Origin of the sequence: Pseudomonas sp. L13, from assembly GCF_009935965.1 — a bacterium.
GTDB classification, from domain to species: domain Bacteria; phylum Pseudomonadota; class Gammaproteobacteria; order Pseudomonadales; family Pseudomonadaceae; genus Aquipseudomonas; species Aquipseudomonas lactis.
Genome location: NZ_QODJ01000021.1, coordinates 1 through 26,764 on the forward strand (window position 1 = coordinate 1; position 26,764 = coordinate 26,764).

Below are 26,764 nucleotides of genomic sequence, written 5' to 3' on the forward strand. Positions count from 1 at the left end.
GGCTCTTTTCCAAAAGTGACCCGCTGTCAGAGCGGAACCCTAAGCGGCCGTTACCGCAGCAATGGATATGTACACAACCCAACTGTGTTGACTGCCAGGCCGCCTTCGCGAGCAAGCCCGCCCACAGTTGGATCGCAGGGTGTCAGGTAGAGAAGTGTCGGCTGGGAGGCCGCCATCGCAGGCAAGCCAGCTCCCACAATTGGATCACCGCAGGGCTTGATTACAAGGCAACCGGCGCCCGTTCGCACAGGGTATTAAGCGCCGCCGCCCACTGCGGCTCATCATTCAGACAAGGCACCAACACCAACTCCTCGCCCCCCGCTTCACGAAATTGCTCGCGACCGCGATCGCCAATTTCCTCCAGCGTCTCAATGCAATCGGCGACAAACGCCGGGCACATCACCAGCAGCTTCTTCACGCCTTGCTGGGCCAACGCCTCAAGGCGCGCCTCGGTGTAGGGTTCAATCCACTTGGCCCGACCCAAGCGGGACTGAAACGCCACCGACCACTTACCCTCCGGCAAACCCAACCGCGCAGCCACATCCCGCGCCACGCTGAAACACTGCGCGCGATAACAGGTGGCAAGCACCTCGGGGGATGCGTTCTTGCAGCAATCGGCGTCCTTGAAGCAGTGCTGGCCCGTGGGGTCGAGCTTGGTCAGGTGACGCTCAGGCAAACCATGGAAACTGAGCAGCAAGTGATCGTAATCCTGCTCCACATAAGAGCGCACACTCGCCGCCAGCGCATCGAGGTACTCAGGCTGATCGTAGAACGGTTGCAGGATCGAAAACTGCACATTCAGTTGCTTGTCGCGTACCACTCGCTTGGCTTCCTCTATCACCGTGGTCACGGTGCTGTCGGCAAACTGCGGGTACAACGGCGCCAGTGTGATTTTTTGAATACCCTGGGCGGCCAGGCGCGTCAGGACCGTTTCCAGGGACGGCTCGCCATAACGCATCGCCAGTTCCACCGGGCCCTGGGTCCACTGCGCGGTCATCTGCTGTTGCAGGCGGCGGCTCAGCACCACCAGCGGCGACCCCTCGTCCCACCAGATCGACGCATAGGCATGGGCCGATTGCTCGGGGCGCTTGATCAGGATCAGCGATACCAGCAAGCGCCGCACCGGCCACGGCAGGTCGATCACATAAGGGTCCATCAGGAACTGATTGAGGTAGCTGCGCACATCGGCCACTGAAGTGGACTTTGGCGAACCCAGGTTGACCAGTAACAACGCGTGATCGGTCATGCAACATCCTATCTTTAGAGGCGGCTGGACAAGTCGTCCAGAGCCGCACGCAACTCAGTGAACTGGAAAGTGAAACCTGCGGCCTGCAGCCGTTCAGGCAAAGCCTTTTGCCCGCCCAGCAACAAGCCGGACAACTCACCCAGGCCAACCTTCAACGCAAATGCCGGCATCGGCATGAACGCCGGGCGGTGCAGCACCTGGCCCAGGGTCTTGGCAAATTCGCGGTTGCGCACCGGGTGCGGCGCGCAGGCATTATAAGGACCGTTGGCGTCTTGCTTGTGCAGAAGAAAATCAATCAGGGCGATTTGATCCTTGATATGCACCCATGGCATCCACTGCCGCCCGTTGCCAATCGGCCCGCCCAGCGCCAGTTTGAACGGCAGCAGCAGGCGCGACAAAAAGCCGCCCTCGGCAGACAGCACCAACCCCGTACGCACCAGCACCACGCGAATACCCAAGGCTTCGGCACGCTGGGCGGTTTCCTCCCAGGCGATACACAACTGGCTGGGGAAATCATCCTGCACCGGGCCGCTGGCTTCGGTCAGTTCGCGCTCGCCGCCGTCGCCGTACCAGCCCACCGCAGAACCAGAGATCAGCACCGCCCGTTTCTGCTCCAGGCTTTCCATCCAGGCCAGCAAGGTTTCGGTGAGGTGAATGCGACTGTTCCACAGCAAAGCCTTGCGCTTGTGGGTCCAAGGCCGGTCGGCGATAGGGGCGCCTGCCAGGTTGACTACCGCGTCCACCGCGCCAATCACCTCTTGCAAACGCGCCACCCCGAGCACCTGTGCACCACACAGCTGGGCGACCGTTTCCGGTTGCCGGCTCCATACGGTCAAGCGATGCCCTTGTGCGAGCCAGTGCTTGCAGAGTTGGCGACCGATCAAGCCGGTACCGCCGGTCAGCAAAATATGCATGGGACTCTCCTCATGTAACGTTCGCCGCCGCTCACTGGTCTATTTTATAAGCAGGGATCAATTTGATAATGGAGCGTGACGGGGGTTTAAGCCTTAGCTTAACCATAGGTCACGCCACACAATCAGGCACGCCAAAACTTATACCAAAAAACAATATTGTACAGCTATTGGTGTCGGCGTAGTCTGTACCCAACGGTAAAACGAGGCCTCCCATGACTGTCCCCATCGCGATCATTGGTACCGGCATCGCCGGTCTCTCCGCCGCCCGAGCGTTACAAGACGCCGGGCACGCAGTACAACTTTTCGATAAAAGCCGCGGCAGCGGTGGCCGCATGTCCAGCAAGCGCAGCGACGCCGGCGCACTGGACATGGGCGCGCAATACTTCACCGCCCGCGACCGGCGCTTCGTCAACGAAGTGCAGCGCTGGCAGAGCAACGGCTGGGCCGAGCAGTGGAAACCCCAGCTGTATAACTTCAAGTCCGGCCAACTGACGCCCTCCCCCGACGAACAGATCCGCTGGGTGGGCACGCCGCGCATGAGCGCCATCACTCGCGCCCTGCTCGACGACTTGCCGGTGGAGTTCGGTTGCCGCATCACCGAAGTCTTCCAGGGCACGCAGCACTGGAACCTGCTCGACGCGGACGGCGGCAATCACGGCCCTTTCAGCCACGTGATCATTGCCACGCCGGCCCCGCAAGCCACCGCCCTGCTGGCCGCCGCGCCCAAGCTGGCGAGCGCCGCCGCCGGGGTGAAAATGGACCCGACCTGGGCCATCGCCCTGGCGTTTGACAAGCCCCTGGATACGTTGATGGAAGGCTGCTTCGTGCAAGACAGCCCCCTCGACTGGCTGGCGCGCAACCGCAGCAAGCCCGGGCGCGACACCACCCTCGACACCTGGGTGCTGCACGCCACCAGCGCGTGGAGCAAGGCCCACCTGGACCTGCCCAAGGAAGCGGTGATCGAACACCTGCACGGCGCCTTTGCCGAATTGCTGCACAGCGCCATGCCCGCGCCGTCGTTCAGCCTGGCGCATCGCTGGCTCTACGCACGCCCCTCCAGCAGCCATGAGTTCGGTGTGCTGGCCGACGCCGACCTGGGCTTGTTCGTCTGCGGCGACTGGTGCCTCTCCGGCCGGGTGGAAGGTGCCTGGCTCAGTGGCCAGGAAGCGGCGCGACGCTTGATCGAGCACCTGCAATGAACTGCATCAACCCCGCCAAACTGCTGCTGTCAAAATGGACGGCAGCTCATCCTCGCCACAAGGAAAAACACTTCCTGGTCACCGAGTTGTTCCGTGACGACGAGGGCACAGTGCTGGACATCGAACTGCAAGCCGTCCTCACCCGGCGCGCCGAACGCCTGCCCTGGGAGACGTTGAAAAACGCTGAGGACTGGAAAATCGGCTGGAAATAATGCAGCCGCACAAACCTGTACAAATTATTTGACTTGTACAACATCGAGCCTATGATGAGATTTAGTTGTACAAGCTTTGTAGCTTGTACAGGATTCTTGCAGAGGTTTGCTTATGTCCAGCCAGGTGAAACCGAAGATCGCCATCAGCGCCTGCCTTCTGGGTGAGAACGTGCGCTTCAACGGCGGGCATAAACAGTCCCTGCTGTGCAGCCAGACCCTCAGTGACTATTTCGATTTTGTCCCACTGTGCCCTGAAGTCGCCATCGGCCTGGGCATTCCCCGGCAAGCGATCCGCCTGGTGGGTGACCCTGACTATCCGCAGGCCGTGGGCAGCGTAAACCCTGCGCTCAATGTCACGCAGCCACTGGACGACTACGGCCAGCAAATGGCCCGGGAACACACCGACCTGTGCGGCTACATCTTCATGCAGAAGTCACCGTCCTGCGGGCTGGAGCGCGTCAAGGTCTACCGCGACAACGGCACGCCCGTCGACGGTGGCGGGCGCGGCATTTACGCCCAGGCGTTTTGTGCTCGCCACCCCAACCTGCCGGTGGAAGAAGACGGTCGCCTGAACGACCCGGTGCTGCGGGAAAACTTCCTCACCCGCGTATTCGTGTACGCCAGTTGGCAGCAACTAATGGCTGACGGCCTTACCCGTCACCGCTTGCTGACGTTTCACTCGCGCTACAAGTACCTGCTGATGGCCCACAGCCCGGCGCATTACAAAAGCCTGGGCCACTTGCTCGGCAGCATGGGCAAGGGCATTGACCTGCAAGCGTTGGCCGACGGCTATTTCAGCGAACTGATGGCGGGCCTGAAAAAATGCGCGACGCGCGGCACCCACACCAATGTGCTGCAACACATCAGTGGCTACCTCAAGCAGGCCATCAGCGCCGATGACAAACAGGAAATGCAGACCGTCATCGGCCAATACCGCCACGGCATCGTGCCACTTGTGGTGCCACTGACCCTGCTCAAGCACCACTTTCGCCAACACCCGGACCGCTACATCGCGCAGCAGGCCTACCTGCAACCGCACCCGGAAAACCTCAGCCTGCGTAATGCGATCTAACCCATGAAACCTGCCCTGCTCGACGAACCCGGCGAAGACATCGCCCACGCCCTGGAAAACGGCTGGCTGCCGATCCGCGAGGTGGCGCGCCAGACCGGTGTGAATGCGGTGACGCTGCGCGCGTGGGAGCGCCGCTATGGCCTCATCGTGCCCCAGCGCACGCCCAAGGGGCATCGGTTGTTCAGCGCCGAACACGTGCAACGCATCCAGGCCATCCTCACCTGGCTCAATCGCGGCGTGCCGGTCAGCCAGGTCAAGGGGTTGATCGACTCCGCCCCAGGCAGCCCGGAGCCGATGGAAAACGAATGGCAGAGCCTGCGCCAGCATTTGGTGAGTGCCATCAGTGAACTGGCCGAGCGCCGGGTCGATGACGCATTCAACCAGGCCATGGCGCTGTACCCGCCACGCACCTTGTGCGAACAGTTGATGCTGCCGCTGCTCACCGAGCTGGAACAACGCTGGCAGGGCCAGTTTGGCGCGCAGATGGAGCGGGTGTTCTTCCTGTCCTGGTTGCGCAGCAAGTTCGGCGCACGGATCTATCACAACAATCGCCAACTCCACGGCGCGCCGCTGTTGCTGGTCAATCATTCCGACCTGCCCCTGGAACCGCACCTTTGGCTCAGCGCCTGGCTGGCCAGCAGTGCCGATTGCCCGGTGGAAGTGTTCGATTGGCCGCTGCCGGTCGGCGAACTGGCCCTGGCGGTAGAACACCTGCAACCGCGTGCGGTGCTGCTGTATTCGAGCAAGGCGTTGCAGGCGTCGACACTCAGCAAGCTGTTGGGCGGCATTAGTTGCCCAACGGTGATTGCCGGACCAACGGTGTGCATCCACCACGCCGAGTTAGGCGTATTAGCCCAAGACATCCCTGAGTTGTCCGTGGCCGAGGACCTGTTGGCGGCCCATCAATTATTGATCCAGCGTGGAATTGTCTAAATGCATTTGATCTGGCTGCGCACCGACTTGCGCCTGCACGACAACACTGCCCTGGCTGCCGCAAGCCCGCGCGGCCCCGTCGCCGCTGTATACCTGATCACCCCCGAGCAATGGCTGGCCCATGATGACGCGCCGTGCAAAGTCGATTTCTGGCTGCGCAATTTGCAGCACCTGAGCCAGGCACTGGGCAACCTCAACATCCCGCTGTTAATCCGCCACGCCGCGACCTGGGACCAGGCGCCGACAGTGCTGAGCCAACTGTGCCGCGAGCTGTCGGTGGAGTCGGTACACGTCAACGAGGAATACGGCATTCACGAAAGCCGCCGCGACCGCGCGGTGGCCCAGGCCCTGGAAGCTGACGGCGTGAGCTTCCACAGCTACCTGGACCAACTGTTTTTCCAGCCGGGTAGTGTGCTGACCAAGACCGGCACCTACTTTCAGGTGTTCAGCCAGTTCCGCAAGGTCTGCTACAGCCGCCTGCACAGCGCCCTGCCCCGCGTGGTGCCAACGCCAAAAGCCCAGGCCGAACTTGGCGTGAAGAGCGACCCTGTGCCGACGGCAGTCGAAGGGTTCCAAACACCCAGCGAAACCTTGCGTGCGCTCTGGCCCGCTGGCGAAGACGAAGCGCGCCGTCGCCTCGATGCCTTCGCCGATCAGCAGATCAGCTATTACAAGGACGAACGCGACTTCCCGGCCAAGCCCGGCACCAGCCAGCTTTCTGCCTACCTGGCCGCCGGTGTGGTTTCGCCGCGCCAGTGCTTGCACGCCGCGCTGCAAACCAACCAGGGCGAGTTCGAAAGCGGCGACATCGGCGCCATCACCTGGATCAACGAGCTGCTGTGGCGCGAGTTCTACAAGCACATCTTGGTCGGCTACCCACGGGTTTCCCGCCACCGCGCGTTCCGCCCGGAAACCGAAGCGCTGGCCTGGCGCAAGGCGCCCGAAGACCTGGCCGCCTGGCAACAGGCGCGCACCGGCTTGCCGATCATCGACGCGGCCATGCGCCAACTGCTGGAAACCGGCTGGATGCACAATCGCCTGCGCATGGTGGTGGCGATGTTCCTGACCAAAAACCTGCTGATCGACTGGCGCGAAGGCGAGCGTTTCTTTATGCGCCACCTGATCGACGGTGATCTGGCGGCCAACAACGGCGGCTGGCAGTGGAGCTCGTCTACCGGCACCGACTCGGCGCCGTATTTCCGGATATTCAGCCCACTGAGCCAGTCGGAAAAATTCGACGGCGACGGTCTGTTCATCAAACGCTGGCTCCCGGAGCTGGCCGCGCTGAATAAAAAACAAGTGCACAACCCCGAAGCGGCTGGCGGCCTGTTCGGCGCGGCGGATTACCCGCGTGCCATCGTCGATTTGAAACAGTCCCGCGAGCGCGCCTTGGCTGCTTTTCGCCGGCTGCCTTCGCGCCAGGAGATGGCCGAACATGAGTGACTTCCTGCGCCAGTTCGCCAACACCTTCGCCACGCTGGACCAGCACAACCTGCACCTGCTCGGCAGCCTGTACAGCGAGGACATCGCCTTTGCCGACCCCCTGCATGAAGTCCAAGGCCTGGTAGCGTTACGGCGCTACTTTGCCGACTTGTACAGCAACGTCAGCCAGCTGGATTTTGACTTCCACGGCTTCGATACCGTGGCCGAAGGCGAAGGCTACCTGCGCTGGACCATGCGGTTTCGTCACCCACGCCTGGCCGGCGGCCAGGTGATCGAGGTGCCAGGCTGTTCCCATTTGATGTGGCACGACAAGGTTTACCGCCATCGCGACTATCTCGATGCCGGCGCCCTGCTCTATGAACATGTCCCCCTACTGGGTCGCGTTATTCGTTGGCTGAAAAGGAGAATGGGATGAGCCTTACACCGCCCCGTCGTTACTGGCTGACCGGCGCCAGCAGTGGTATCGGCGCCGCGCTGGCCGTGGAGTTGCTCGGCAGCGGCGCCCACGTGGCCCTCAGTTCCCGCACCCAAGGCCCGCTGGATGCCCTCGCCCTTCGTTATCCAGGCCAGGTGCTGGTGGTGGCCGGCGACCTGACCAACAGCCAGACCGTGCGCGAGATCGGTGAGCGTATCAGCGAGGTCTGGGGTTCACTGGACACCGTGATCCTCAACGCTGGCACCTGTGAATACGTGGATGCCAGGCAATTTGATGCCTCGATCATCGAACACGTGGTGCGCACCAACCTGCTGGCCAGCAGTTATTGCATCGAGGCCGCACTGCCGCTGTTGCGCGCCGGGCGTACCCCGCACCTGGTGGGCGTGGCGAGTGCCGTGACCTACCTGCCCATGCCCCGCGCCGAAGCCTACGGCGCGTCCAAGGCCGGCCTGCGTTACTTGTTCGAATCCCTGCGTATCGGCCTGTCGCCGGAAAACATCGACGTCACCGTGATCAGCCCAGGCTTTGTCGACACGCCGCTGACCGAGCGCAATGATTTCCCCATGCCCTTGAGCTGGTCGGCCGACAAAGCCGCGAAACATATCTTCGCCAAGCTGGAAAAACGCCCGCTGGAAATCGCCTTTCCGGCCATGTTCATTGCCACCTTGTGGCCGCTGTCGAAGCTGCCCAACCGCGCGCAATTGATCATCGGCAAACGCATGCTGCGCAGCCCGCCACCGAAGAAGGACGACCTGTGAAGATCGCCATTATCGGCAGCGGCATCGCCGGGCTGACCAGCGCCTACCTGCTCAGCCGTCGCCACGACATTACGCTGTTCGAAGCCAGTGACTGCATTGGCGGGCATACCCACACGGCCAACGTGACGGTTGACGGTAAAAGCTACGCGGTGGACACGGGCTTCATCGTGTTCAACGACTGGACCTACCCGAATTTCATCCGCTTGCTGGAACAAATCGGGGTCAGGTTCAAACCCACCGAGATGAGCTTTTCGGTGTGCGACCAAAGCATCGGCTTTGAGTACAACGGCAACAACCTCAACAGCCTGTTTGCCCAGCGCCGCAATATTCTGTCGCCGGGGTTTTGGGGCATGCTGCGCGATATCCTGCGCTTCAATCGCCAGGCGCCGCTGGACTTGCAGGAGCAGCGCATCAGCGCCGACATGACCCTGGGCGATTACCTCACCGCTGGCGGTTATGGCCCCAGGTTTATCCGGCATTACATCGTGCCGATGGGCGCGGCCATCTGGTCAATGTCCCTGGCCGATATGCTCAAGTTCCCCCTGCAATTTTTTGTGCGCTTCTTCAAGAACCACGGCTTGCTCTCGGTGAGCAACCGCCCGCAATGGTGTGTGATCGAAGGCGGCTCCAGCTGTTATATCGAGCCGCTGACCCGCAGCTTTCGCGAACAGATACGGCTCAACTGCCCTGTGCATAAGGTGCAACGCAGCGACGAAGGTGTGGTTATCCACAGCCCGGCCGGCAGTGAAACCTTCGACCGAGTGGTATTCGCCTGCCACAGCGATCAGGCCCTGGCCTTGCTCGACGACCCCAGCCAGGTCGAACAACAGATCCTCGGTGCCCTGCCCTACGCCGACAACGACGTGGTGCTGCACACCGACACACGCCTTTTGCCCGACCGCAAACTGGCCTGGGCCAGCTGGAACTACCGGCTGACGGGCAACACGCAACACCAGGCCGCCGTCACCTATGACATGAACATCCTGCAAGGCATCGACAGCGCCACCACCTTTTGCGTCAGCCTCAACCAGACGCCGATGATCAACCCGCTGAAGATCCTGGCGCGCTACACCTACGCGCATCCGCAATACAGCCTGGCCGCAGTGGCGGCGCAGGCACGCTGGGAAGAATTGAACGGCGTGCGCAATACCTTCTACTGCGGGGCCTACTGGGCCAACGGCTTTCACGAAGACGGCGTGGTCAGCGCCCTGCGTGTGGCCCAAGCCTTTGGGGAAACCCTGTGAACAGTGCCTTGTACAGCGGCTGGATAGCCCATCGGCGGTTTACGCCCAAGGCCCACGCCTTTCGCTACCGCATCGGCCTGCTGTACCTGGACCTCAGCGAAGAGGATGAAGTACTGGGGCTCTCGCCGCTGGCCGGCACGGGTCGCCTGGCGCCTTTCGGTTTCCGTCAGCAGGATTACCTGCGTGAACTCACGCGCCACGGCATGAGTTTGAGCGATGCTGTGCGCCACGAAGTCGGCAAGGCCCTGGGGCAAACACCCCAAGGCGCTATCTGCCTGCTGACCCAGGCCCGCAGTTGGGGCCTGGCTTTTAACCCGGTGAGTTTCTTCTACTGCTTCGAGGCTGACGGGCAACTGGCCGCGATCCTGTGTGAAGTGACCAACACCCCATGGCGCGAGCGCTATCACTACGTGCTGCCCGCCCAGGCACTGGGCGCCGATGAGCACCAGCATTTCGCCGTGGCCAAGGCCTTCCATGTGTCGCCGTTTTTGCCTCGCGACCTGGAATACCGCATGAGTTTCAGCCCGCCCGCCGCCCGGCTCGGCGTGCACATGGCCGATTGGCAGGGCACGCAAAAAGTCTTCGACGCCACCTTGAGCCTGGAACAACAGGCACTGAGCCGCGCCAGCCTGCATCGCTATTTGTGGCGCTTTCCCTGGATGACCGCCAAGACCGGCCTCGCGATCTATTGGCAAGCCTTGCGCCTGCTACTCAAACGCACACCGATTTTTTCCCATCAGGCCGCCGATGGCGCCTCTCGCACCGCAGTCGGGTATACCAAGGATCGCCACCATGAAATCCCCTAGCTTATCGGTCAAGGCTAACCGCCTGAACGTCAACGGCATGACCGCTGCGCTGTTGCGCAAAGGCGTGTTGCGCCAGCTCAGCCAATTGCGCCATGGCCAGTTGGTGATCATCGAGGATGGCGAGCGGCAAGTCTTCGGCGCACGGGAAGCGCACCTGCTGGGCGAGATCCAGATTCTCGATGCGGCGGTATGGGGGCTGGTGGCGGCCAATGGCTCGATCGGCGCTGGCGAAGCGTTTATCCATGGTTATTGGACCAGCCCCGACCTCACCGCCGTGGTGCGGGTGATGGTCAGCAACCTGGAAGTGCTCGACGCCATGGAAGGCGGCCTGGCTCGCCTGGCTCGGCCGTTCACTCAGGGCCTGCACTGGCTCAACCGCAACACACGCAAAGGCTCGCAAAAAAACATCGCCGCCCATTACGACCTGGGCAACGACCTGTTCGAAGAATTTCTCGACCCCACCATGATGTACTCGGCGGCGCAGTTCCTGACGCCTGGTGACACCCTGGAACAGGCACAACTGAACAAGTTGGCGCGCATCTGCCAGAAACTGGCGCTCAAGCCCAGTGACCATCTGCTGGAAATCGGCACCGGCTGGGGCAGCATGGCGCTGTATGCGGCGCAGCATTACGGTTGCAGGGTCACCACCACGACCTTGTCCAAGGAACAGTTCGCCTACACCGCGCAGCGTATTGAGGCGCTGGGCCTGCAAGACCAAGTGACGGTGCTGCTGAGCGATTACCGCGACCTCACCGGTGAGTACGACAAACTGGTGTCGATCGAAATGATTGAAGCGGTGGGCCATCGTTTCCTGCCCACCTATTTCAAACAGTGTGCCCAGTTGCTCAAGCCCGACGGCTTGATGCTGCTGCAAGCCATCACCATTCGCGAACAGCGCTTTGAACAGGCCAAGCGCAGCGTCGACTTTATCCAGCGCTACATCTTCCCCGGCGGCGCGCTGCCCTGTGTGCAAAACATGCTGCAGATCGTCAGCCGCGACACCGACATGAACCTGCTGCACATGGAAGACTTCGGCCTGCACTACGCCCGCACCCTGCGCCTGTGGCATGAGAATTTTCGCCGCGCCCATGGCCGTCTTGCGGAACTGGGTTATGACGAATACTTCCTGCGCTTGTGGGAGTTTTACCTGTGCTACTGCGAAGGCGGCTTTATGGAACGCACCATCGGCACCGCGCAGTTGCTGCTGGCCAAACCGGCGGCCATCAATCCGCCGTTGCTCGGGCGTTTCAGTGCTTAAATCCTTGGCCAATGCCGTGCTGTTTCAGTGCGGCTGGTTTGCCTGCGTGCTCGGCGGCGATAGCGGTTGGCTGCTGATCGGCATCGCGGCGCTGGGCGCGCACCTGCTGTGGATAAGTTCATGGGCCAGGGAGGGGCAAATGATTCTGGCCGTGACGGTGTTGGGCACATTGGTCGATACAGCATTACGCGGGCTCGGCGTGTTTGAGTTCAATACGCCGGGGCCGCTGATTCCGCTGTGGCTGATACTGTTATGGGCCTTGCTGGCCACCACCTTGCGGCACTGCCTGGCGTGGAGTGCACAGCCCTGGTGGCTGGCCAGCCTGCTAGGCGCGGTGGGCGGGCCGTTGTCTTATTACGCCGGCAGTCAGCTGGCAGGCGTGAGTTTTACCTACGGCACAACAACGACACTGCTCGGCCTGGCGCTGTTATGGGCCATGCTCTTTCCGCTGTTGCACGGGGTTGCGCAGAGGCTGGAGCACTGACGCCCGTCCGAGCATTCATACGCGTCTAGCGTACTTGCCTTACACTGCGCGCCTATGACCAACATCCCTCACATTCAAATCACCGAACCCGTCACCTGCTCGACGTGCGCGGCCTGTTGCTGCCAGCTGGAAGTCATGCTGATCACCGACACCGGCGTGCCGCAACGCTTTATCGATACCGACGATTGGGGCGGTGAGGTGATGCTGCGCCTGGACGACGGCTGGTGCGCGGCGTTGGACCGCGACACGATGATGTGCACGATCTATGAGTTGCGACCGTTGATATGCAGGGAGTTCGAGATGGGGGCACCGGAATGCCTTGAAGAACGCGAAGGCATTACCACAGCTTACCGCTGATTCTGTAAGAGCGAGCTTGCTCGCGAAAAACCTGAGAACGCCGCGTTAAACCTGATTCGCTGCGTTATCGTTGAGGTTCTTCGCGAGCAAGCTCGCTCCTACAGTGCATTACAGCGGCATGGTGTAGTGCAGCGAGTAGCTCTCTACCCCATCGTTATTGCTGCTGATGCCGGCGTTGGAATAGTGCGTGGCACGGATGCCCACTTCATGCCCGCCGTTGAACCGCAGGCCGAAACCCAGGCGGTCTTCGAACTGGAAGGACTGGCCGATGTTGTTGTCTTCCAGCCGAGTGCGGGAGAACAACGCCACGCCGATACCGGCTTCGATGTAGGGCTTGACCGACTCGCCGGCAAACTCATACACAAATACCGGCGAGAACGACAGGCTGCTGGCGCCCGCACGGTCATCCCCTTCCCAATAGGTATAGGCGCCGCTCCAGTAGCCGGTCAGTCGGCCGACATTGCTCTGCATCCAGCTTTTGTCCCAATCGGAGGTCAGGCCCAGGCGGTAGGTCAGCGTCGAATCGCTGGTGCTACCCAAGCCGAACTCCAGGCCGGCGGCCTGGGCTGAAACAGAGTGTCCCAACATAGCGGCCGCAATCGCAGCCAAACAGAACAAGCGCTTCATGTGAAACATCCTTTGCGAACGGAGTAATTTGGTTTTAAACAGGCTAACGGGCTATAGAAGCCGACGCATAGCCAGAAGTTCAGCTTATTTCAGTGTTATTTCACGAAATTTTCACGAGCCAAAGCTTCGCACAACTCCAGGATGTTTCCAAAGTGTCGGTAGGATATTTCTTAAGTGACACAGATCGCCGCTGGTCCAGAACTGTGCAGGTTCAGGTTCGCCAGCGGCCAGCAGGTCGCGCTCACCCAGCAAGCGCTTGAGCTGGCGCGCCACGGCGGCGCCGGTATCAATGAGGATGATGCTGGGGGGCAGCATCCGCGCCAGGAGTGCCCTGAGGAAGGGATAGTGGGTGCAACCCAGGATGATGGTGTCGCAACCGGCGCTGAGCAGCGGCTCGACATAGCCTTGTAGCAGGGCGCGCAAGACCGGGCTGTTGAGGTCGCCGGCTTCAATCAGCTCCACCAGGCCTGGGCACGGCTGGGTAATCACGCGCACATCGGTGGCGAAGCGGTCGAGCAAGGCGGCGAACTTGGCGCTTTGCAAGGTGCCGGTAGTGGCGAGCACACCCACCACGCCACTGCGCGTGGCCGCAGCAGCAGGTTTCACCGCAGGCTCCATGCCGACCAATGGCCAGTCGGGGTAGTCCTGGCGTAAATCGGCCACTGCGGCGACAGTCGCCGTATTACAGGCAATCACAAACGCCTTGGCGCCACGCTCGCGGAAAAACTCAGCGACCGAGCGAGAACGTTCAAGAATGAACGCCGGGGTTTTCTCGCCATAGGGAATGTGCCCGCAGTCCGCCACGTACAGCAGTGACTCGTGGGGCAACAACTGCTGGATTTCTTCCAGCACCGTCAGGCCGCCGATGCCGGAATCGAACACACCGATAGGCGCGCCCTTAACCATGTTGTGTCCCGCAGACGCTGCAGCCAGGGTCGCGCTTGACGCGCAACTCGCGAAAACGCGTGGTCAGCGCATCGATCAACAACAGGCGCCCCACCAACGGCTCACCAAAACCGGCCAGCAGTTTCAAGGCTTCCAACGCTTGCAGGCTGCCAACCACCCCCACCAACGGCCCGACGACGCCGGCTTCGCTGCAGGTCAGTTCGGTGTCGCTGCCGTGCCCATACAAACAGTGGTAACAGGGGCTGTCGGCGCGACGGGAATCGAATACCGACAATTGCCCCTCAAGGCGAATGGCCGCGCCACTGATCAACGGTTTGCCAGCGGTTACGCAGGCCACGTTGACTGCCTCGCGGGTAGTAAAGTTGTCACTGCAATCGAGCACCAGGTCCACTGCGCTGACCGCAGCGGCCAGCGAGTCGGCATCCAGCGCGGCGCGACGGGCGACCAGGGCGACTTCAGGGTTGATCGCCCTCAGGCGCCCCATGGCCGAATCGACCTTGGTCTGCCCCACGCTGTCAGTGTCATGGATGATCTGGCGTTGCAGGTTGGTCAAATCGACCGTGTCAAAGTCCGCCAGGTGCAACTCGCCCACACCGGCAGCGGCCAGGTAAAGCGCCACCGGAGCGCCCAGGCCACCCAGGCCGACGATCAACGCGCGGCTCTGTTTCAGGCGTAATTGGCCATCGATGTCGACATGCTGCAACAGAATCTGCCGGCTATAGCGCAACAGCTCCTGGTCGGTCAGCACGGGCGGCGCCCCAAGGTGATGCGTTCGTGACCGCCGAGGTCGATGCGGCTGTGTACGCCCTCAAAGCCCTGGTTCAGCAACAAGTCGCGCACGGCCGGGGCCTGGTCGTAACCGTGTTCGAGCAACAGCCAGCCGCCGTCATTCAGGTGGGCAGGAGACTCTGCAATGATCAGGCGCAAGTCGTCCAGGCCATCGTGCCCCGCCACCAGCGCACTGGCCGGTTCGAAACGCACATCGCCGGCCACCAGGTGCGGGTCATTGTCGGCAATGTAGGGCGGGTTGCTGATGATCAGGTCGAAGTGGTGGCCTTGCAGGGCGCTGAACCAATGGCTGCTCAGCACCGTGGCGTTATGAAGGTGCAGGCGTTGGCGATTGCGCTCGGCCAGGGCCACGGCCTCCAGCACACGGTCGACCGCCGTGACCTGCCAGGCCGGGCGTTCACTGGCCAAGGCCAGGGCGATGGCGCCGCTGCCGGTGCCCAGGTCCAGGACCTGGGCGGGCGTGGCGGGCAGCAATTCCAGGGCGGCCTCCACCAGCAGCTCGGTTTCCGGGCGCGGGATCAGGGTATGCGGTGCCACTTCCAGATCGAGTTTCCAGAAGCCTTGCTGGCCGAGAATATAGGCCACTGGCTCGCCGCTGCGGCGGCGCTGCAGGTAGCCGGCAAACGTCAGGGCATCTTCGCTGCTGACGATCTTTTCCGGCCAGGTATGCAGGTAGCTGCGCGATTTGCCCAGGGCAGCGGCCAGCAGCAACTCCACGTCCAGGCGCGCTGTCGGCGAGTCGGGCAGGTCAGCGGCGCGCAGCAGGCTGGCAATGATGGTCATTTAGTCACCTATCGCCGCCAGTTGATCGGCCTGGTATTCGGCGAGCAACGGCTCGATCACCGCATCCACGCCACCGGCAAGGATTTCGTCGAGGGAGTACAGGGTGAGGTTGACCCGATGGTCGGTAACCCGGCCCTGGGCAAAGTTGTAGGTGCGGATACGCTCGGAGCGGTCGCCGGAGCCCACCAGCAGCTTGCGTTCGCTGGCAATCGCATTGGCCGCGGCGCTGGTCTGCTGGTCGTTCAACTTGGCCGACAACCAGGACATGGCCCGCGCACGGTTCTTGTGCTGGGAACGTTCCTCCTGGCACTCCACCACAATGCCCGACGGCAAGTGAGTGATACGGATCGCCGAGTCGGTCTTGTTAACGTGCTGGCCACCCGCGCCGGATGAGCGGTAGGTGTCGACGCGCAAATCCGCCGGGTTGATCTCGATGGCTTCCTGTTCGTCCGGCTCAGGCAACACGGCGACGGTGCACGCCGAGGTGTGGATACGGCCCTGGGATTCGGTGGCCGGCACCCGCTGTACGCGGTGCGCACCGGACTCGAACTTCAGCTTGCCGTAGACGTTGTCGCCTTCAACCCGGGCGATGACTTCTTTATAGCCGCCGTGCTCGCCCTCGTTCTCGGAGAGGATCTCCACGCGCCAGCCGCGACGCTCGGCATAGCGCGAGTACATGCGGAACAGGTCGCCGGAAAAAATCGCCGCCTCGTCGCCACCGGTACCGGCGCGGATTTCGAGGAACACGTTGCGCCCGTCGTTAGGGTCCTTGGGCAGCAACATGCGTTGCAAGTCACCCTCAAGCTCGGCGAGCTTTTCCTTGGCTTCGCGGACTTCTTCCACGGCCATTTCGCGCATGTCCGGGTCGCTGTCCTTGAGCAGGGCCTGGGCGCCTTCAAGGTCGGCCTGGACTTTCAGCAGGTTTTTATAGGTGGCCACAATGGGCTCAACTTCGGCGTATTCCTTGGAATAAGCACGGAATTTGGTTTGATCGGAAATGACCTCGCCATCGCCGAGCAAGGCGGTCAGTTCTTCGAAACGGTCCTGGAGCACGTCCAGTTTATTGAGCAGTGACGCTTTCATTGCGGTTTTTTATCCGAAGAGCTGTCTGACGCGCCCTCACCGAGGGCAAAGAGTTCCTGGGCCATGGCCAGCGCATCGAGGCGGCCTTCGGCGGTAAGCTTTTTCAACTGAACGCTAGGGGCGTGAAGCAGTTTGTTGGTCAGGCCACGGGCCAATTGCATCAGCACCTCTTCGGCGCCGCTGCCGTTGGCCAGCATGCGCTGGGCCTTGAGCAACTCTTCATCACGCAGGCGTTCGCCCTGCTGACGATACGCCTTGAGCACATCCACCGCCGCCAGTTCACGCAGGCGCACCATGAAATCTTCAGCGCCGGTGCTGACCATTTCCTCGGCGGCCTGGGCGGCGCCCTGACGACTCTTGAGGTTTTCAGCGACCACTTCATGCAGGTCATCGACGCTATAAAGGTAAACGTCGTCCAACTCGCCGACTTCGGGCTCGATATCCCGCGGAACGGCGATATCCACCATGAAGATCGGCTTGTGCTTGCGCAGCTTCAGCGCGCTCTCGACCGCGCCCTTGCCCAGAATCGGCAATTGGCTGGCGGTTGAACTGATGACGATATCACTGCGTACCAGTTCAGCGGGAATGTCCGACAGCAGCACCGCATGGGCGCCGAACTGCTCGGCCAGAATGCTGGCGCGCTCCAGGGTGCGGTTGGCGACCACGATACGCTTCACGCCAAGGTCGTGCAGGTGACGGGCCACCAGGGTGATGGTTTCCCCGGCGCCGATCAGCAGGGCCTGGCTGCGCTGCAAGTCGCTGAAAATCTGCTTGGCCAGGCTCACGGCGGCAAAGGCCACGGACACCGGGTTTTCGCCGATGGCCGTGTCGGTGCGTACCTGTTTGGCAGAATTGAAGGTGGCCTGGAACAAGCGGCCCAACAACGGGCCGACGGTGCCGGCCTCACGCGCTACGGCGTAAGCGGACTTCATCTGGCCGAGGATCTGCGGTTCGCCCAATACCAGCGAGTCGAGGCCGGCCGCCACGCGCATCATGTGACGAACTGCCGCATCCTCTTCATGCACATAAGCGCTGGCGCGCAGGTCATCGAGGCTCAAATGGTGATAATCGGCCAGCCAGCGCAGCACCACATCCGCCGAGAGATGTTCCTGCTCTATATAGAGCTCGCTGCGATTGCAGGTCGAAAGGATCGCAGCTTCGCGGCTGTCGGTGAGCCGGCAGAGCTGCTGCAGGGCCTCAACCAACTGCTCTGGCGTAAACGCCACGCGCTCGCGCACGTCTACGGAGGCAGTCTTGTGGTTAATACCGAGTGCGAGGAAGGCCATTCAATATCGCTGATGATGTCGGGAAGCCGACAATTGTCCTACTTCGAAAGATCCAGAACAACCACCGTCGTCTATTGTCCCTATACCTTATGCCTATCAATGCGCTTTTGTAGGAGCGAGCTTGCTCGCGAAAATCGTCAACGATAACGCGGCAAGCCTGGCGCCCAGCGGCGCTCTCAGGTTTTTCGCGAGCAAGCTCGCTCCTACGAAGGAAAGGCAAAAGGCAGCAATAGTCGTATTCCGAGTGCCCCGGTTATGTTTGGCCGAAGGCTTGTGTCATGATGATCCGACCGCAGGTTAGTCGTCCTCTTCCTATATGAATAGATCTTCCGCGTTGCTCCTCGCTTTTGTCTTCCTCAGCGGCTGCCAGGCCATGGCCCCCGTGTCGCCGGACGCTACGTCGCCGGTGGAAGACAGCACTCCCGCCCCTGAAAAGCCCAAGGTTTATTCCTCGTTCAGTGAAGAAACGATCTACAGCCTGCTGACCGCTGAACTGGCCGGCCAGCGCAATCGCTTCGATATTGCGCTGGATAATTACGTGACCCAGGCCATCAACACCCAGGACCCGGGGATTTCCGAGCGCGCGTTTCGCATCGCCGAATACCTGGGCGCCGACCAGGCAGCGCTGGACACCTCGCTGATCTGGGCCAAAAACGCCCCGGATGACCTGGAAGCCCAGCGCGCCGCAGCCGTGCAACTGGCACGTGCCGGGCGCTATGACGACTCCATGGTCTATATGGAGAAGGTTCTGCAGGGCAAGGGCGACACGCATTTTGACTTTCTTGCGCTGTCAGCCGCCGACACCGACCAGGACACGCGCAATGGCCTGATGAAGAGCTTTGATCGGCTGCTGCAAAAGCACCCGAAGAACAGCCAGTTGATTTTCGGCAAGGCCCTGCTGCTGCAACAGGACGATGAAGCCGACGCCGCGCTCAAGCTGCTGGAGCAGAACCCGCCGGAAGAAGGCGAAATTGCGCCGATCCTGTTGCGTGCACGCCTGCTGCAAAGCCTTAACCGCGGCAAGGAAGCGATTCCATTGCTGGAAAAAAGCATCAAAAAATACCCCGGCGACAAGCGCCTGCTCCTGACTTATGCACGGATGCTGGTTGAGCAGGACCGCATGGAAGACGCCAAAGTGCAGTTCGCCAACCTGGTCCAGCAATACCCGGACGACGACGAACTGCGTTATTCCCTGGCACTGGTGTGCCTGGAAGCCAAGGCCTGGGACGAGGCCAAGGGCTACCTGCAAGAGCTGATCGAACGTGACAGCCACGTGGACTCGGCGCACCTGAACCTGGGCCGCATCGCTGAAGAGCGCAATGACCCGCAAGCGGCCCTGCTTGAATATGCCCAGGTCGGGCCCGGCAATGATTATCTGCCAGCACAGTTGCGCCAGGCCGATATCCTGATGAGCAACGGCCGCACCGACGAAGCGGAAAAACGCCTGGCCGCGGCCCGCGATGCCGAGCCGGACTATGCGATCCAGCTGTACCTGATCCAAGCCGAGACCTTATCGGCCAACAAACAGGGCGAACGCGCCTGGAAACTGCTGCAACAGGCGTTGCTGCAATACCCCGACGATTTGAACCTGCTGTACACCCGCGCCATGCAGGCTGAAAAACGCAATGACCTGGCGCAGTTGGAAAAAGACCTGCGCCTGATCATCAAGCGTGACCCGGACAACGCCATGGCCCTTAACGCCCTGGGCTATACCTTGTCCGACCGCACCACGCGCTACGCCGAAGCCAAGGTGCTGATCGAACAGGCTCATGCGCTCAACCCTGAAGACCCGGCCGTGCTCGACAGCCTGGGCTGGGTGAATTACCGCCTGGGCAACCTCGACGAGGCCGAGCGCTTGCTGCGCCAGGCACTGGAGCGTTTCCCGGACCAGGAAGTTGCCGCACACCTGGGCGAAGTGCTCTGGGCCAATGGCAAGCAGCGCGAAGCCCGACAAATCTGGGAAAAATTCCTCAAGGAACAACCCGACAGCCCCATCCTGCGCAGCACCATCAAGCGCCTGACCGGATCCGAGACCCTTTAAATTTATGTTCTTGCGCCACGTTATTGTTTTCAGCTTCATCGCCCTGCTCGCCGGTTGCGCGGGCATCGGCAGCCGTGAATCCGTTGAAGGCCAGGGCAACCCGGCCCAATGGAAACAACACAAGGACCAGCTCAGCAGCATCGATGGCTGGCAGATCGAGGGCAAGGTCGGGGTGCGCGCGCCGAAAGACTCCGGCAGCGGCACCCTGTTCTGGCTGCAACGCCAGGACTACTACGACATTCGCCTCTCGGGCCCCCTGGGCCGTGGCGCAGCCCGCCTGACTGGCCGCCCCGGGCAAGTGAGCCTGGAAGTGGCCAACCAGGGCCGCTACGAGGCAACCTCCCCGGAAGAACTGCTGGAGCAGCAGATCGGCTGGAAGTTGCCCGTTTCGCATTTGGTCTGGTGGGTGCGAGGCTTGCCGGCACCTGACAGCAAGAGCCGTCTGGGCCTCAATGGCGACAGCCGCCTCGCCACCCTGGAGCAGGATGGCTGGCAGGTCGACTATTTGAGCTACGTGGAACAAAGCGGCTATTGGCTGCCCGAACGTATCAAGCTGCATGGCACCGACCTTGACGTCACACTGGTGATCAAGGACTGGCAACCGCGCAAGCTGGGGCAATAACGTGTCCGCACAAAAATTGACCCTGCCCTCCCCGGCCAAGCTCAACCTGATGCTGCACATCCTCGGTCGCCGTGAAGATGGCTACCACGAGTTGCAGACGCTGTTTCAATTTCTCGACTACGGCGATGAGCTGACCTTTGCCGTACGTGACGATGGCGTGATCCAGTTGCACACCGAATTCGACGGCGTGCCCCATGACAGCAATCTGATTGTGCGGGCGGCCAAAAAAATTCAGGAACAATCTGGCTGCACACTCGGAATCGATATCTGGATCGACAAAATCCTGCCCATGGGCGGTGGTATCGGTGGCGGCAGTTCAAATGCCGCGACTACTTTGCTGGGCCTCAATCACTTATGGCAACTGGGCTGGGATCACGACCGCCTTGCTGCGCTAGGCCTTACGCTGGGCGCCGATGTCCCGGTTTTCGTGCGGGGGCACGCCGCATTTGCTGAAGGCGTTGGGGAGAAACTCACCCCTGTAGAGCCCGAAGAACCTTGGTATGTTGTGCTGGTGCCGCAAGTATCTGTAAGTACAGCAGAAATTTTTTCAGATCCGTTGTTGACACGTAACTCTTCTCCCATTAAAGTGCGCCCCGTTCCCAAGGGAAACAGTCGAAATGACTGCTTACCGGTTGTAGCAAGGCGTTATCCAGAGGTACGTAACGCTTTGAATTTGTTAGGTAAATTTACCGAAGCAAAATTAACCGGAACTGGAAGTTGTGTGTTTGGGGGCTTCCCAAGCAAAGCTGAAGCTGATAAAGTCTCGGCCCTTCTTACAGAGACCCTTACAGGGTTTGTAGCAAAGGGAAGCAACGTTTCGATGTTGCATCGCAAGCTGCAAAGTCTGCTCTAAAAGGAACCGAGTGTTAGGCACTCGTTGCAACAGATACAGGGGCGTCGCCAAGCGGTAAGGCAGCAGGTTTTGATCCTGCCATGCGTTGGTTCGAATCCAGCCGCCCCTGCCATTTTCTAATACTCATCCAGGTTACCCTCAGCCTCTAGGTACTGCGCGTGTCCAAGATGATGGTCTTTACGGGGAATGCCAACCCCGATCTGGCTCGACGTGTCGTACGTCAGCTGCATATCCCTCTCGGTGACATATCTGTCGGTAAATTCTCCGACGGTGAAATTACAGCCGAGATCAATGAAAATGTCCGCGGTAAAGACGTCTTCATTATTCAGCCGACCTGCGCTCCGACCAACGATAACCTGATGGAACTCGTCGTGATGGCTGATGCCTTCCGCCGCTCCTCAGCGACTCGAATCACAGCTGTAATCCCTTACTTTGGTTATGCCCGTCAGGATCGCCGTCCGCGTTCCGCACGTGTGGCTATCAGCGCGAAAGTCGTTGCTGACATGCTGACCGTGGTAGGTATCGACCGTGTGCTCACGGTTGACCTGCACGCTGACCAAATCCAGGGGTTCTTCGATATTCCGGTAGATAACATCTACGGCTCCCCCGTTCTGGTGGATGACATCGAAGACCAGCGCTTTGAAAACCTGATGATCGTGTCCCCGGACATTGGTGGCGTCGTGCGTGCACGGGCTGTTGCCAAATCCCTGGGCGTGGACCTCGGGATCATCGACAAACGCCGTGAGAAAGCCAATCACTCTGAAGTGATGCATATCATCGGTGATGTCGAAGGGCGTACCTGTATTCTGGTTGATGACATGGTCGACACCGCCGGCACCCTGTGCCACGCGGCGAAAGCCTTGAAAGAGCACGGTGCAGCAAAAGTCTTCGCCTACTGCACACACCCTGTGCTGTCGGGCCGAGCGATCGAGAACATCGAGAACTCCGTGCTGGACGAACTGGTGGTGACCAACACCATCCCGTTGTCCGCCGCAGCCCAAGCCTGTGCACGTATCCGTCAACTGGATATTGCACCGGTCGTTGCCGAAGCGGTCCGCCGCATCAGCAATGAAGAATCGATCAGCGCGATGTTCCGTTAAGGGTCAAACCAACGGATCACCTCACTGACGAAAAGCGCCCCGCCCCAGCATTCCGCTGGGGCGGGGCTTTTTTGCCCATATCGAGTTCGGCGCTGGTCGCAAACGCCCCTCGATGATGGCTATTTTGGAGATACAACATGAACGAATTTACTCTGAACGCCCAAGCGCGTACTGACCTGGGGAAAGGTGCGAGCCGCCGCCTGCGTCACGCCGCCAACATCCCAGCCGTTGTCTACGGTGGTAACAAGCCTGCTGAATCCGTGACCATCCTGGCCAAGGAAATCGCCAAGCTGTTCGAAAACGAAGCTGCCTACAGCCACGTTATCGAGCTGAACGTCGACGGCGCCAAGCAGAACGTCATCGTTAAAGCGATGCAGCGTCACCCTTCCAAGCAGTTCATCATGCACGCTGACTTCGTTCGCGTTGTAGCTGGCCAGAAACTGACCGCCATCGTGCCTGTGCACTTTGTGGGTGAAGAAGCTCCGGTCAAGAAAGGCGGCGAGATCTCTCACGTCCTGAACGAAATCGAAGTGACCTGCCTGCCTAAAGACCTGCCTGAGTTCATCGAAGTCGACCTGTCGGCTCTGGAAATCGGCGCCATCGTTCACCTGTCCGACCTCAAGGCCCCTAAAGGCGTTGAGTTTGTTGCACTGGCTCACGGTGATGACAAAGCTGTTGCCAACGTTCACGCTCCACGCGTTGCTCCAGAAGCTGAAGAAGGCGCTGCAGAGTAATTCACTCTGTATTGCCGGAGCTTGAGGAAACATCGCGGACCGAAACGTAGCGAGAAAGCGGGCGATAACGCGGCGTTTACTCTTGAGTAAATGATGTAGTGTCGTTCACTTTCGCCGCACACGGGTACGGCGATGTTATCCACAACTCCAAAGGAAGGGCCCCTGTCGTGACTGCCATTAAACTGATCGTTGGCCTGGGAAATCCAGGCGCCGAATACGAACAGACCCGGCATAACGCGGGGGCCCTTTTTGTTGAGCGTATCGCCCACGCCCAAGGCATCAACCTGGTGGCCGATCGCAAATATTTTGGCCTGACCGGGCGCTTCTCGCACCAGGGTCAGGATGTTCGTCTACTGATTCCCACCACCTACATGAACCGCAGCGGCCAGGCTGTCGCGGCGCTTGCGGGCTTCTTCCGGATCAAACCCGAAGAAATCCTGGTGGCCCATGACGAACTGGACCTGCCACCCGGCGTAGCCAAGCTCAAGCTCGGCGGCGGGCATGGTGGGCACAATGGCCTGCGCGACATCATCGCGCAGTTGGGCAATCAGAATAATTTTTACCGTCTGCGGCTCGGCATTGGCCACCCAGGCGTTGCCAGTATGGTTTCAAATTTCGTCCTGGGTCGTGCGCCACGCGCCGAACAGGAAAAACTCGATGCCAGCATCGATTTTGCCCTCGGCGTGCTGCCGGATATCTTCGCCGGTGAATGGAACCGTGCGATGAAAAACCTGCACAGCCAGAAGGCCTGACTCTTACCGAGGGGAAACACCATGGGATTCAATTGCGGCATCGTCGGCCTGCCCAACGTCGGCAAATCCACCCTGTTCAACGCCCTGACCAAGTCCGGTATTGCGGCGGAGAACTTCCCCTTCTGCACCATCGAACCCAACAGCGGCATTGTGCCGATGCCGGACCCGCGTCTTGACGCACTGTCGGCCATCGTCAATCCCAAGCGCATCCTGCCGACCACCATGGAATTCGTCGACATCGCAGGCCTCGTCGCTGGCGCCTCGAAAGGTGAAGGCCTGGGCAACAAGTTCCTGGCCAACATCCGCGAAACCGATGCCATCGCCCACGTGGTCCGCTGCTTTGAAGACGAGAACGTGATTCACGTCTCCAACAGCGTCGACCCCAAGCGCGACATCGAGATCATCGACCTGGAACTGATCTTCGCCGACCTCGACAGCTGCGAGAAGCAACTGCAGAAAGTCGCGCGTAACGCCAAGGGCGGCGACAAGGATGCAGTGGTCCAAAAGGGCCTGCTGGAGCAACTGATCGCGCACTTCACCGAAGGCAAGCCAGCGCGCAGCCTGATGAAGAACATGGGCGCAGACGAGAAGGCCGTGATCAAGGGCTTCCACCTGCTGACCACCAAGCCTGTGATGTACATCGCCAACGTTGCCGAAGACGGCTTCGAGAACAACCCGCTGCTCGACGTGGTCAAGGCCATTGCCGACGAAGAAGGCGCCATCGTTGTTCCGGTGTGCAACAAGATCGAAGCGGAAATCGCCGAGCTCGATGACGGCGAAGAAAAGGACATGTTCCTCGAGGCCCTGGGCCTGGAAGAGCCTGGCCTGAATCGCGTGATCCGCGCCGGCTACGAAATGCTCAACCTGCAGACCTACTTCACCGCCGGTGTCGAAGAAGTCCGCGCCTGGACCGTCAAGGTTGGTGCCACTGCGCCACAGGCCGCCGGCGTGATCCACACCGACTTCGAAAAAGGCTTCATCCGCGCCGAAGTGATCGCCTACAACGACTTCATTCAGTTCAAGGGTGAAGCCGGTGCCAAGGAAGCCGGTAAATGGCGCCTGGAAGGCAAGGACTACATTGTTAAAGATGGCGATGTGATGCACTTCCGCTTTAACGTGTAAGTACCGCCGCAGTATTGACTGCAAAAAAAAGCCGATGCATTGCATCGGCTTTTTTGTGGACGGCATTTAAGCTTCCAACTAAAAACACATCAAAATACGCAAACATTTCAGAAACTCCCTACTTACCTGCCGACACATCATTACAACTAAAGCCCCACACATTAAATTTTTAAACTTACAGTCATTTTCCTACATTATTCCGGCACATAACTACCTCTTCGCTGGGTGACAACTTCTATATTCTGCGTTCTACTGAGCTGGCGCTTGCATACCGTCCTTCCAAAGTGAAGTACTAGCGAACAGGGAGTACACATCGATGTCGGCCTACGTCCAGAAGGATAATAAAACAGACGTTTCACTCATCGAGGGTCAGGAAATTGAAACCACGCTTAATAACACCGCCGCGCTTAACGTTGACATCCTGCTGCTGGGAGAGACTGGCACCGGCAAAGATACGCTTGCACAACGGATTCATCGCTTATCGGGCCGACGGGGTAGTTTTGTTGCCGTGAACTGTGCGGCCATCCCGGAAAGTCTCGCGGAAAGCCAGTTGTTCGGCGTCAATAGCGGCGCCTATACCGGAGCCATGCAATCAAGGGCTGGATTCGTCGAAGCCGCCCACCTGGGTACCCTGTACCTCGACGAGATCGACAGCATGCCCTTGAACCTGCAAGCCAAGCTGCTGCGTGTGCTGGAGTGCCGCGGGGTGGAGCGCCTGGGTTCGACTCGGTTCATTTCCGTGGACATGCGCGTCATTGCATCGGCCCAGCAATCCCTGCAAATCATGGTCGACCAGGGCGCCTTCAGGCGTGATCTCTACTTTCGGCTGAACGTTGTGAACATCGAACTCCCCGCCCTGCGAGATCGGCGCGAGCGCATCATCCCGTTGTTTCTACAGATGATTCAAGAAGAAGCAGACCAGTTCAATTGCACGCCACCACTGCCTTCGGACGGCCTGTTGCATGAACTGCTCTGCCACCCCTGGCTGGGTAATGTACGGGAGCTACGCTCGGCGGCGAAACGGTTCGTCCTGGGCCTCCCACCGCTCTCAGCGCCCGCATGCAGTCAACAGCCCCCGCAGACGGACCTCAAGGCACGCCTTCAACAAATTGAAAAAGCCTTGATTGAAGAGTCGATGTACCGCCACCACCACTGCGTGGATACCGTAGCCATTGAACTGGGAGTCGCTAAGCGCACGCTGTATTACAGAATGAAACAATTAGACATATCACTGGCATAAACAATCGTTACTCCAATAGTTAAACAAAAGACCCTAAGCCCTGTATCGCAATAGTTTTGATCAAGCATCTGTTCTAGAAAACATTCAGTAACATCGAGACCTGGAAACATCTGGAACCCATTACCTATACAGGCCACACAGTCATAGCCGGGAGCGTTTTTTACAGACAAAAATTCGTTCCCGCGACGTTAATGATGACAAACAAATCCAGAAATCATAGTAGGAGTTTCACATGAATGTTGGCGCACCAAGCAGTACTAGCTCGATAACCCAGGATGCAGCTTCGTTAGCGACTACAAGTGGGGCTGCTGGCGGCGGTGAGGGTTCAGCCGAAGCTATCTTCGAAAAGATGAAGGCGGATGCCATAAAAAACGGCTGGAAGAGCGCTGAAGTAAAGAACATTCAAGCGCTGATCCGGTCAGGGGCAGGTCAATAATTATCGGGTGATCGATTACCTTTCAGGC

29 protein-coding genes and 1 tRNA gene are annotated in these 26,764 nt (G+C 60.1%); 22 read left to right on the forward strand and 8 right to left on the reverse strand.

Annotation, left to right across the window (positions count from 1 at the left end):
* Positions 1-220 precede the first annotated feature (220 nt).
* Complete coding sequence (hemH, locus tag DK871_RS12650; protein WP_161905271.1) at positions 221-1,246, reverse strand: ferrochelatase; 1,026 nt, start codon at positions 1,244-1,246, stop codon at positions 221-223.
* 14 nt (positions 1,247-1,260) lie between these two features.
* Positions 1,261-2,160 (reverse strand): TIGR01777 family oxidoreductase, encoded by a 900-nt coding sequence (locus DK871_RS12655; protein WP_161905272.1) that lies wholly within the window; start codon positions 2,158-2,160, stop codon positions 1,261-1,263.
* Between the two features lie 212 nt (positions 2,161-2,372).
* Here DK871_RS12655 and DK871_RS12660 point away from each other — a divergent pair, with 212 nt between their 5' ends.
* From DK871_RS12660 to DK871_RS12715, 12 genes are all read left to right on the forward strand, one after another.
* Entirely contained in the window at positions 2,373-3,359 is a 987-nt protein-coding gene (locus DK871_RS12660; protein WP_161905273.1) for an NAD(P)/FAD-dependent oxidoreductase, read from the forward strand.
* Positions 3,356-3,571: a TIGR02450 family Trp-rich protein gene (locus DK871_RS12665; RefSeq protein WP_161905274.1), complete on the forward strand. Its 216-nt coding sequence runs from the start codon at positions 3,356-3,358 to the stop codon at positions 3,569-3,571. Before DK871_RS12660 ends, DK871_RS12665 begins: the two co-directional genes overlap by 4 nt.
* A gap of 112 nt (positions 3,572-3,683) precedes the next feature.
* Positions 3,684-4,643 (forward strand): DUF523 and DUF1722 domain-containing protein, encoded by a 960-nt coding sequence (locus DK871_RS12670; RefSeq protein ID WP_161905275.1) that lies wholly within the window; start codon positions 3,684-3,686, stop codon positions 4,641-4,643.
* Between the two features lie 3 nt (positions 4,644-4,646).
* Positions 4,647-5,576, forward strand: a complete 930-nt coding sequence (locus DK871_RS12675) for a MerR family transcriptional regulator (RefSeq protein ID WP_161905276.1) — start codon at positions 4,647-4,649, stop codon at positions 5,574-5,576.
* Positions 5,577-7,019, forward strand: a complete 1,443-nt coding sequence (gene phrB / locus DK871_RS12680) for a deoxyribodipyrimidine photo-lyase (protein ID WP_161905277.1) — start codon at positions 5,577-5,579, stop codon at positions 7,017-7,019. It abuts the gene before it with no gap.
* Positions 7,012-7,434 carry a nuclear transport factor 2 family protein gene (locus tag DK871_RS12685; protein ID WP_161905278.1) on the forward strand — a complete coding sequence of 141 codons (423 nt, stop codon included), beginning with the start codon at positions 7,012-7,014 and terminating at the stop codon, positions 7,432-7,434. Before phrB ends, DK871_RS12685 begins: the two co-directional genes overlap by 8 nt.
* Complete coding sequence (locus DK871_RS12690) at positions 7,431-8,213, forward strand: SDR family oxidoreductase (protein ID WP_161905279.1); 783 nt, start codon at positions 7,431-7,433, stop codon at positions 8,211-8,213. Before DK871_RS12685 ends, DK871_RS12690 begins: the two co-directional genes overlap by 4 nt.
* Entirely contained in the window at positions 8,210-9,457 is a 1,248-nt protein-coding gene (locus DK871_RS12695) for an FAD-dependent oxidoreductase (protein ID WP_161905280.1), read from the forward strand. The genes DK871_RS12690 and DK871_RS12695 overlap by 4 nt, the downstream gene beginning before the upstream one ends.
* Positions 9,454-10,263: a DUF1365 domain-containing protein gene (locus DK871_RS12700; protein WP_161905281.1), complete on the forward strand. Its 810-nt coding sequence runs from the start codon at positions 9,454-9,456 to the stop codon at positions 10,261-10,263. Before DK871_RS12695 ends, DK871_RS12700 begins: the two co-directional genes overlap by 4 nt.
* Positions 10,250-11,521, forward strand: a complete 1,272-nt coding sequence (locus tag DK871_RS12705) for a cyclopropane-fatty-acyl-phospholipid synthase family protein (RefSeq protein ID WP_161905282.1) — start codon at positions 10,250-10,252, stop codon at positions 11,519-11,521. Before DK871_RS12700 ends, DK871_RS12705 begins: the two co-directional genes overlap by 14 nt.
* Positions 11,514-12,005 carry a DUF2878 domain-containing protein gene (locus DK871_RS12710; RefSeq protein WP_161905283.1) on the forward strand — a complete coding sequence of 164 codons (492 nt, stop codon included), beginning with the start codon at positions 11,514-11,516 and terminating at the stop codon, positions 12,003-12,005. Before DK871_RS12705 ends, DK871_RS12710 begins: the two co-directional genes overlap by 8 nt.
* A 54-nt stretch (positions 12,006-12,059) precedes the next feature.
* Positions 12,060-12,362, forward strand: a complete 303-nt coding sequence (locus DK871_RS12715; RefSeq protein ID WP_003188364.1) for a YkgJ family cysteine cluster protein — start codon at positions 12,060-12,062, stop codon at positions 12,360-12,362.
* Positions 12,363-12,470: 108 nt separating this feature from the next.
* On the opposite strand, the gene DK871_RS12720 is transcribed toward DK871_RS12715, so the two are convergent.
* From DK871_RS12720 to hemA, 6 genes are all read right to left on the reverse strand, one after another.
* Positions 12,471-12,989 (reverse strand): acyloxyacyl hydrolase, encoded by a 519-nt coding sequence (locus tag DK871_RS12720; protein ID WP_014716838.1) that lies wholly within the window; start codon positions 12,987-12,989, stop codon positions 12,471-12,473.
* Between the two features lie 111 nt (positions 12,990-13,100).
* Entirely contained in the window at positions 13,101-13,895 is a 795-nt protein-coding gene (gene murI, locus DK871_RS12725; protein ID WP_161905284.1) for a glutamate racemase, read from the reverse strand.
* Positions 13,888-14,643, reverse strand: a complete 756-nt coding sequence (locus DK871_RS12730) for a molybdopterin-synthase adenylyltransferase MoeB (RefSeq protein ID WP_161905285.1) — start codon at positions 14,641-14,643, stop codon at positions 13,888-13,890. Before DK871_RS12730 ends, murI begins: the two co-directional genes overlap by 8 nt.
* Positions 14,637-15,467: a peptide chain release factor N(5)-glutamine methyltransferase gene (gene prmC / locus DK871_RS12735; protein WP_161905286.1), complete on the reverse strand. Its 831-nt coding sequence runs from the start codon at positions 15,465-15,467 to the stop codon at positions 14,637-14,639. Before prmC ends, DK871_RS12730 begins: the two co-directional genes overlap by 7 nt.
* Positions 15,468-16,550 carry a peptide chain release factor 1 gene (prfA, locus tag DK871_RS12740; protein ID WP_003188358.1) on the reverse strand — a complete coding sequence of 361 codons (1,083 nt, stop codon included), beginning with the start codon at positions 16,548-16,550 and terminating at the stop codon, positions 15,468-15,470.
* A complete protein-coding gene (hemA, locus tag DK871_RS12745; protein ID WP_003188356.1) occupies positions 16,547-17,836 on the reverse strand; it encodes a glutamyl-tRNA reductase in 1,290 nt (429 codons plus the stop codon). Before hemA ends, prfA begins: the two co-directional genes overlap by 4 nt.
* 316 nt (positions 17,837-18,152) lie before the next feature.
* Between hemA and DK871_RS12750 the strand changes: the two genes are divergently transcribed.
* From DK871_RS12750 to DK871_RS12795, 10 genes are all read left to right on the forward strand, one after another.
* Positions 18,153-19,877, forward strand: a complete 1,725-nt coding sequence (locus tag DK871_RS12750; protein WP_003188355.1) for a tetratricopeptide repeat protein — start codon at positions 18,153-18,155, stop codon at positions 19,875-19,877.
* Between the two features lie 4 nt (positions 19,878-19,881).
* A complete protein-coding gene (gene lolB / locus DK871_RS12755; RefSeq protein WP_161905287.1) occupies positions 19,882-20,499 on the forward strand; it encodes a lipoprotein insertase outer membrane protein LolB in 618 nt (205 codons plus the stop codon).
* 49 nt (positions 20,500-20,548) lie between these two features.
* Positions 20,549-21,352: a 4-(cytidine 5'-diphospho)-2-C-methyl-D-erythritol kinase gene (ispE, locus tag DK871_RS12760; protein ID WP_218581415.1), complete on the forward strand. Its 804-nt coding sequence runs from the start codon at positions 20,549-20,551 to the stop codon at positions 21,350-21,352.
* 37 nt (positions 21,353-21,389) lie between these two features.
* A tRNA-Gln gene (locus tag DK871_RS12765) sits at positions 21,390-21,464 on the forward strand.
* A gap of 46 nt (positions 21,465-21,510) precedes the next feature.
* Positions 21,511-22,452: a ribose-phosphate pyrophosphokinase gene (locus DK871_RS12770; protein ID WP_003171603.1), complete on the forward strand. Its 942-nt coding sequence runs from the start codon at positions 21,511-21,513 to the stop codon at positions 22,450-22,452.
* A 137-nt stretch (positions 22,453-22,589) separates the two neighbouring features.
* Entirely contained in the window at positions 22,590-23,186 is a 597-nt protein-coding gene (locus DK871_RS12775; RefSeq protein ID WP_116668044.1) for a 50S ribosomal protein L25/general stress protein Ctc, read from the forward strand.
* Between the two features lie 167 nt (positions 23,187-23,353).
* A complete protein-coding gene (pth, locus tag DK871_RS12780) occupies positions 23,354-23,938 on the forward strand; it encodes an aminoacyl-tRNA hydrolase (protein WP_003188350.1) in 585 nt (194 codons plus the stop codon).
* 21 nt (positions 23,939-23,959) lie between these two features.
* Positions 23,960-25,060 (forward strand): redox-regulated ATPase YchF, encoded by a 1,101-nt coding sequence (ychF, locus tag DK871_RS12785; RefSeq protein WP_032893664.1) that lies wholly within the window; start codon positions 23,960-23,962, stop codon positions 25,058-25,060.
* 316 nt (positions 25,061-25,376) lie between these two features.
* Positions 25,377-26,300 (forward strand): sigma 54-interacting transcriptional regulator, encoded by a 924-nt coding sequence (locus DK871_RS12790; protein ID WP_161905289.1) that lies wholly within the window; start codon positions 25,377-25,379, stop codon positions 26,298-26,300.
* Between the two features lie 232 nt (positions 26,301-26,532).
* Entirely contained in the window at positions 26,533-26,736 is a 204-nt protein-coding gene (locus DK871_RS12795) for a type III secretion protein (protein WP_161905290.1), read from the forward strand.
* The last annotated feature ends 28 nt before the right edge of the window (positions 26,737-26,764 follow it).

What these genes read in the sequence shown, in the direction of transcription:
- hemH (WP_161905271.1), bottom strand. Translation starts at nt 1,246, where the DNA reads ATGACCGATCACGCGTTGTTACTGGTCAACCTGGGTTCGCCAAAGTCC.
- DK871_RS12655 (WP_161905272.1), bottom strand. Translation starts at nt 2,160, where the DNA reads ATGCATATTTTGCTGACCGGCGGTACCGGCTTGATCGGTCGCCAACTC.
- DK871_RS12660 (WP_161905273.1), top strand. Translation starts at nt 2,373, where the DNA reads ATGACTGTCCCCATCGCGATCATTGGTACCGGCATCGCCGGTCTCTCC.
- DK871_RS12665 (WP_161905274.1), top strand. Translation starts at nt 3,356, where the DNA reads ATGAACTGCATCAACCCCGCCAAACTGCTGCTGTCAAAATGGACGGCA.
- DK871_RS12670 (WP_161905275.1), top strand. Translation starts at nt 3,684, where the DNA reads ATGTCCAGCCAGGTGAAACCGAAGATCGCCATCAGCGCCTGCCTTCTG.
- DK871_RS12675 (WP_161905276.1), top strand. Translation starts at nt 4,647, where the DNA reads ATGAAACCTGCCCTGCTCGACGAACCCGGCGAAGACATCGCCCACGCC.
- phrB (WP_161905277.1), top strand. Translation starts at nt 5,577, where the DNA reads ATGCATTTGATCTGGCTGCGCACCGACTTGCGCCTGCACGACAACACT.
- DK871_RS12685 (WP_161905278.1), top strand. Translation starts at nt 7,012, where the DNA reads ATGAGTGACTTCCTGCGCCAGTTCGCCAACACCTTCGCCACGCTGGAC.
- DK871_RS12690 (WP_161905279.1), top strand. Translation starts at nt 7,431, where the DNA reads ATGAGCCTTACACCGCCCCGTCGTTACTGGCTGACCGGCGCCAGCAGT.
- DK871_RS12705 (WP_161905282.1), top strand. Translation starts at nt 10,250, where the DNA reads ATGAAATCCCCTAGCTTATCGGTCAAGGCTAACCGCCTGAACGTCAAC.
- DK871_RS12715 (WP_003188364.1), top strand. Translation starts at nt 12,060, where the DNA reads ATGACCAACATCCCTCACATTCAAATCACCGAACCCGTCACCTGCTCG.
- DK871_RS12720 (WP_014716838.1), bottom strand. Translation starts at nt 12,989, where the DNA reads ATGAAGCGCTTGTTCTGTTTGGCTGCGATTGCGGCCGCTATGTTGGGA.
- murI (WP_161905284.1), bottom strand. Translation starts at nt 13,895, where the DNA reads ATGGTTAAGGGCGCGCCTATCGGTGTGTTCGATTCCGGCATCGGCGGC.
- prmC (WP_161905286.1), bottom strand. Translation starts at nt 15,467, where the DNA reads ATGACCATCATTGCCAGCCTGCTGCGCGCCGCTGACCTGCCCGACTCG.
- prfA (WP_003188358.1), bottom strand. Translation starts at nt 16,550, where the DNA reads ATGAAAGCGTCACTGCTCAATAAACTGGACGTGCTCCAGGACCGTTTC.
- hemA (WP_003188356.1), bottom strand. Translation starts at nt 17,836, where the DNA reads ATGGCCTTCCTCGCACTCGGTATTAACCACAAGACTGCCTCCGTAGAC.
- DK871_RS12750 (WP_003188355.1), top strand. Translation starts at nt 18,153, where the DNA reads ATGAATAGATCTTCCGCGTTGCTCCTCGCTTTTGTCTTCCTCAGCGGC.
- lolB (WP_161905287.1), top strand. Translation starts at nt 19,882, where the DNA reads ATGTTCTTGCGCCACGTTATTGTTTTCAGCTTCATCGCCCTGCTCGCC.
- ispE (WP_218581415.1), top strand. Translation starts at nt 20,549, where the DNA reads ATGCTGCACATCCTCGGTCGCCGTGAAGATGGCTACCACGAGTTGCAG.
- DK871_RS12775 (WP_116668044.1), top strand. Translation starts at nt 22,590, where the DNA reads ATGAACGAATTTACTCTGAACGCCCAAGCGCGTACTGACCTGGGGAAA.
- ychF (WP_032893664.1), top strand. Translation starts at nt 23,960, where the DNA reads ATGGGATTCAATTGCGGCATCGTCGGCCTGCCCAACGTCGGCAAATCC.
- DK871_RS12790 (WP_161905289.1), top strand. Translation starts at nt 25,377, where the DNA reads ATGTCGGCCTACGTCCAGAAGGATAATAAAACAGACGTTTCACTCATC.
- DK871_RS12795 (WP_161905290.1), top strand. Translation starts at nt 26,533, where the DNA reads ATGAATGTTGGCGCACCAAGCAGTACTAGCTCGATAACCCAGGATGCA.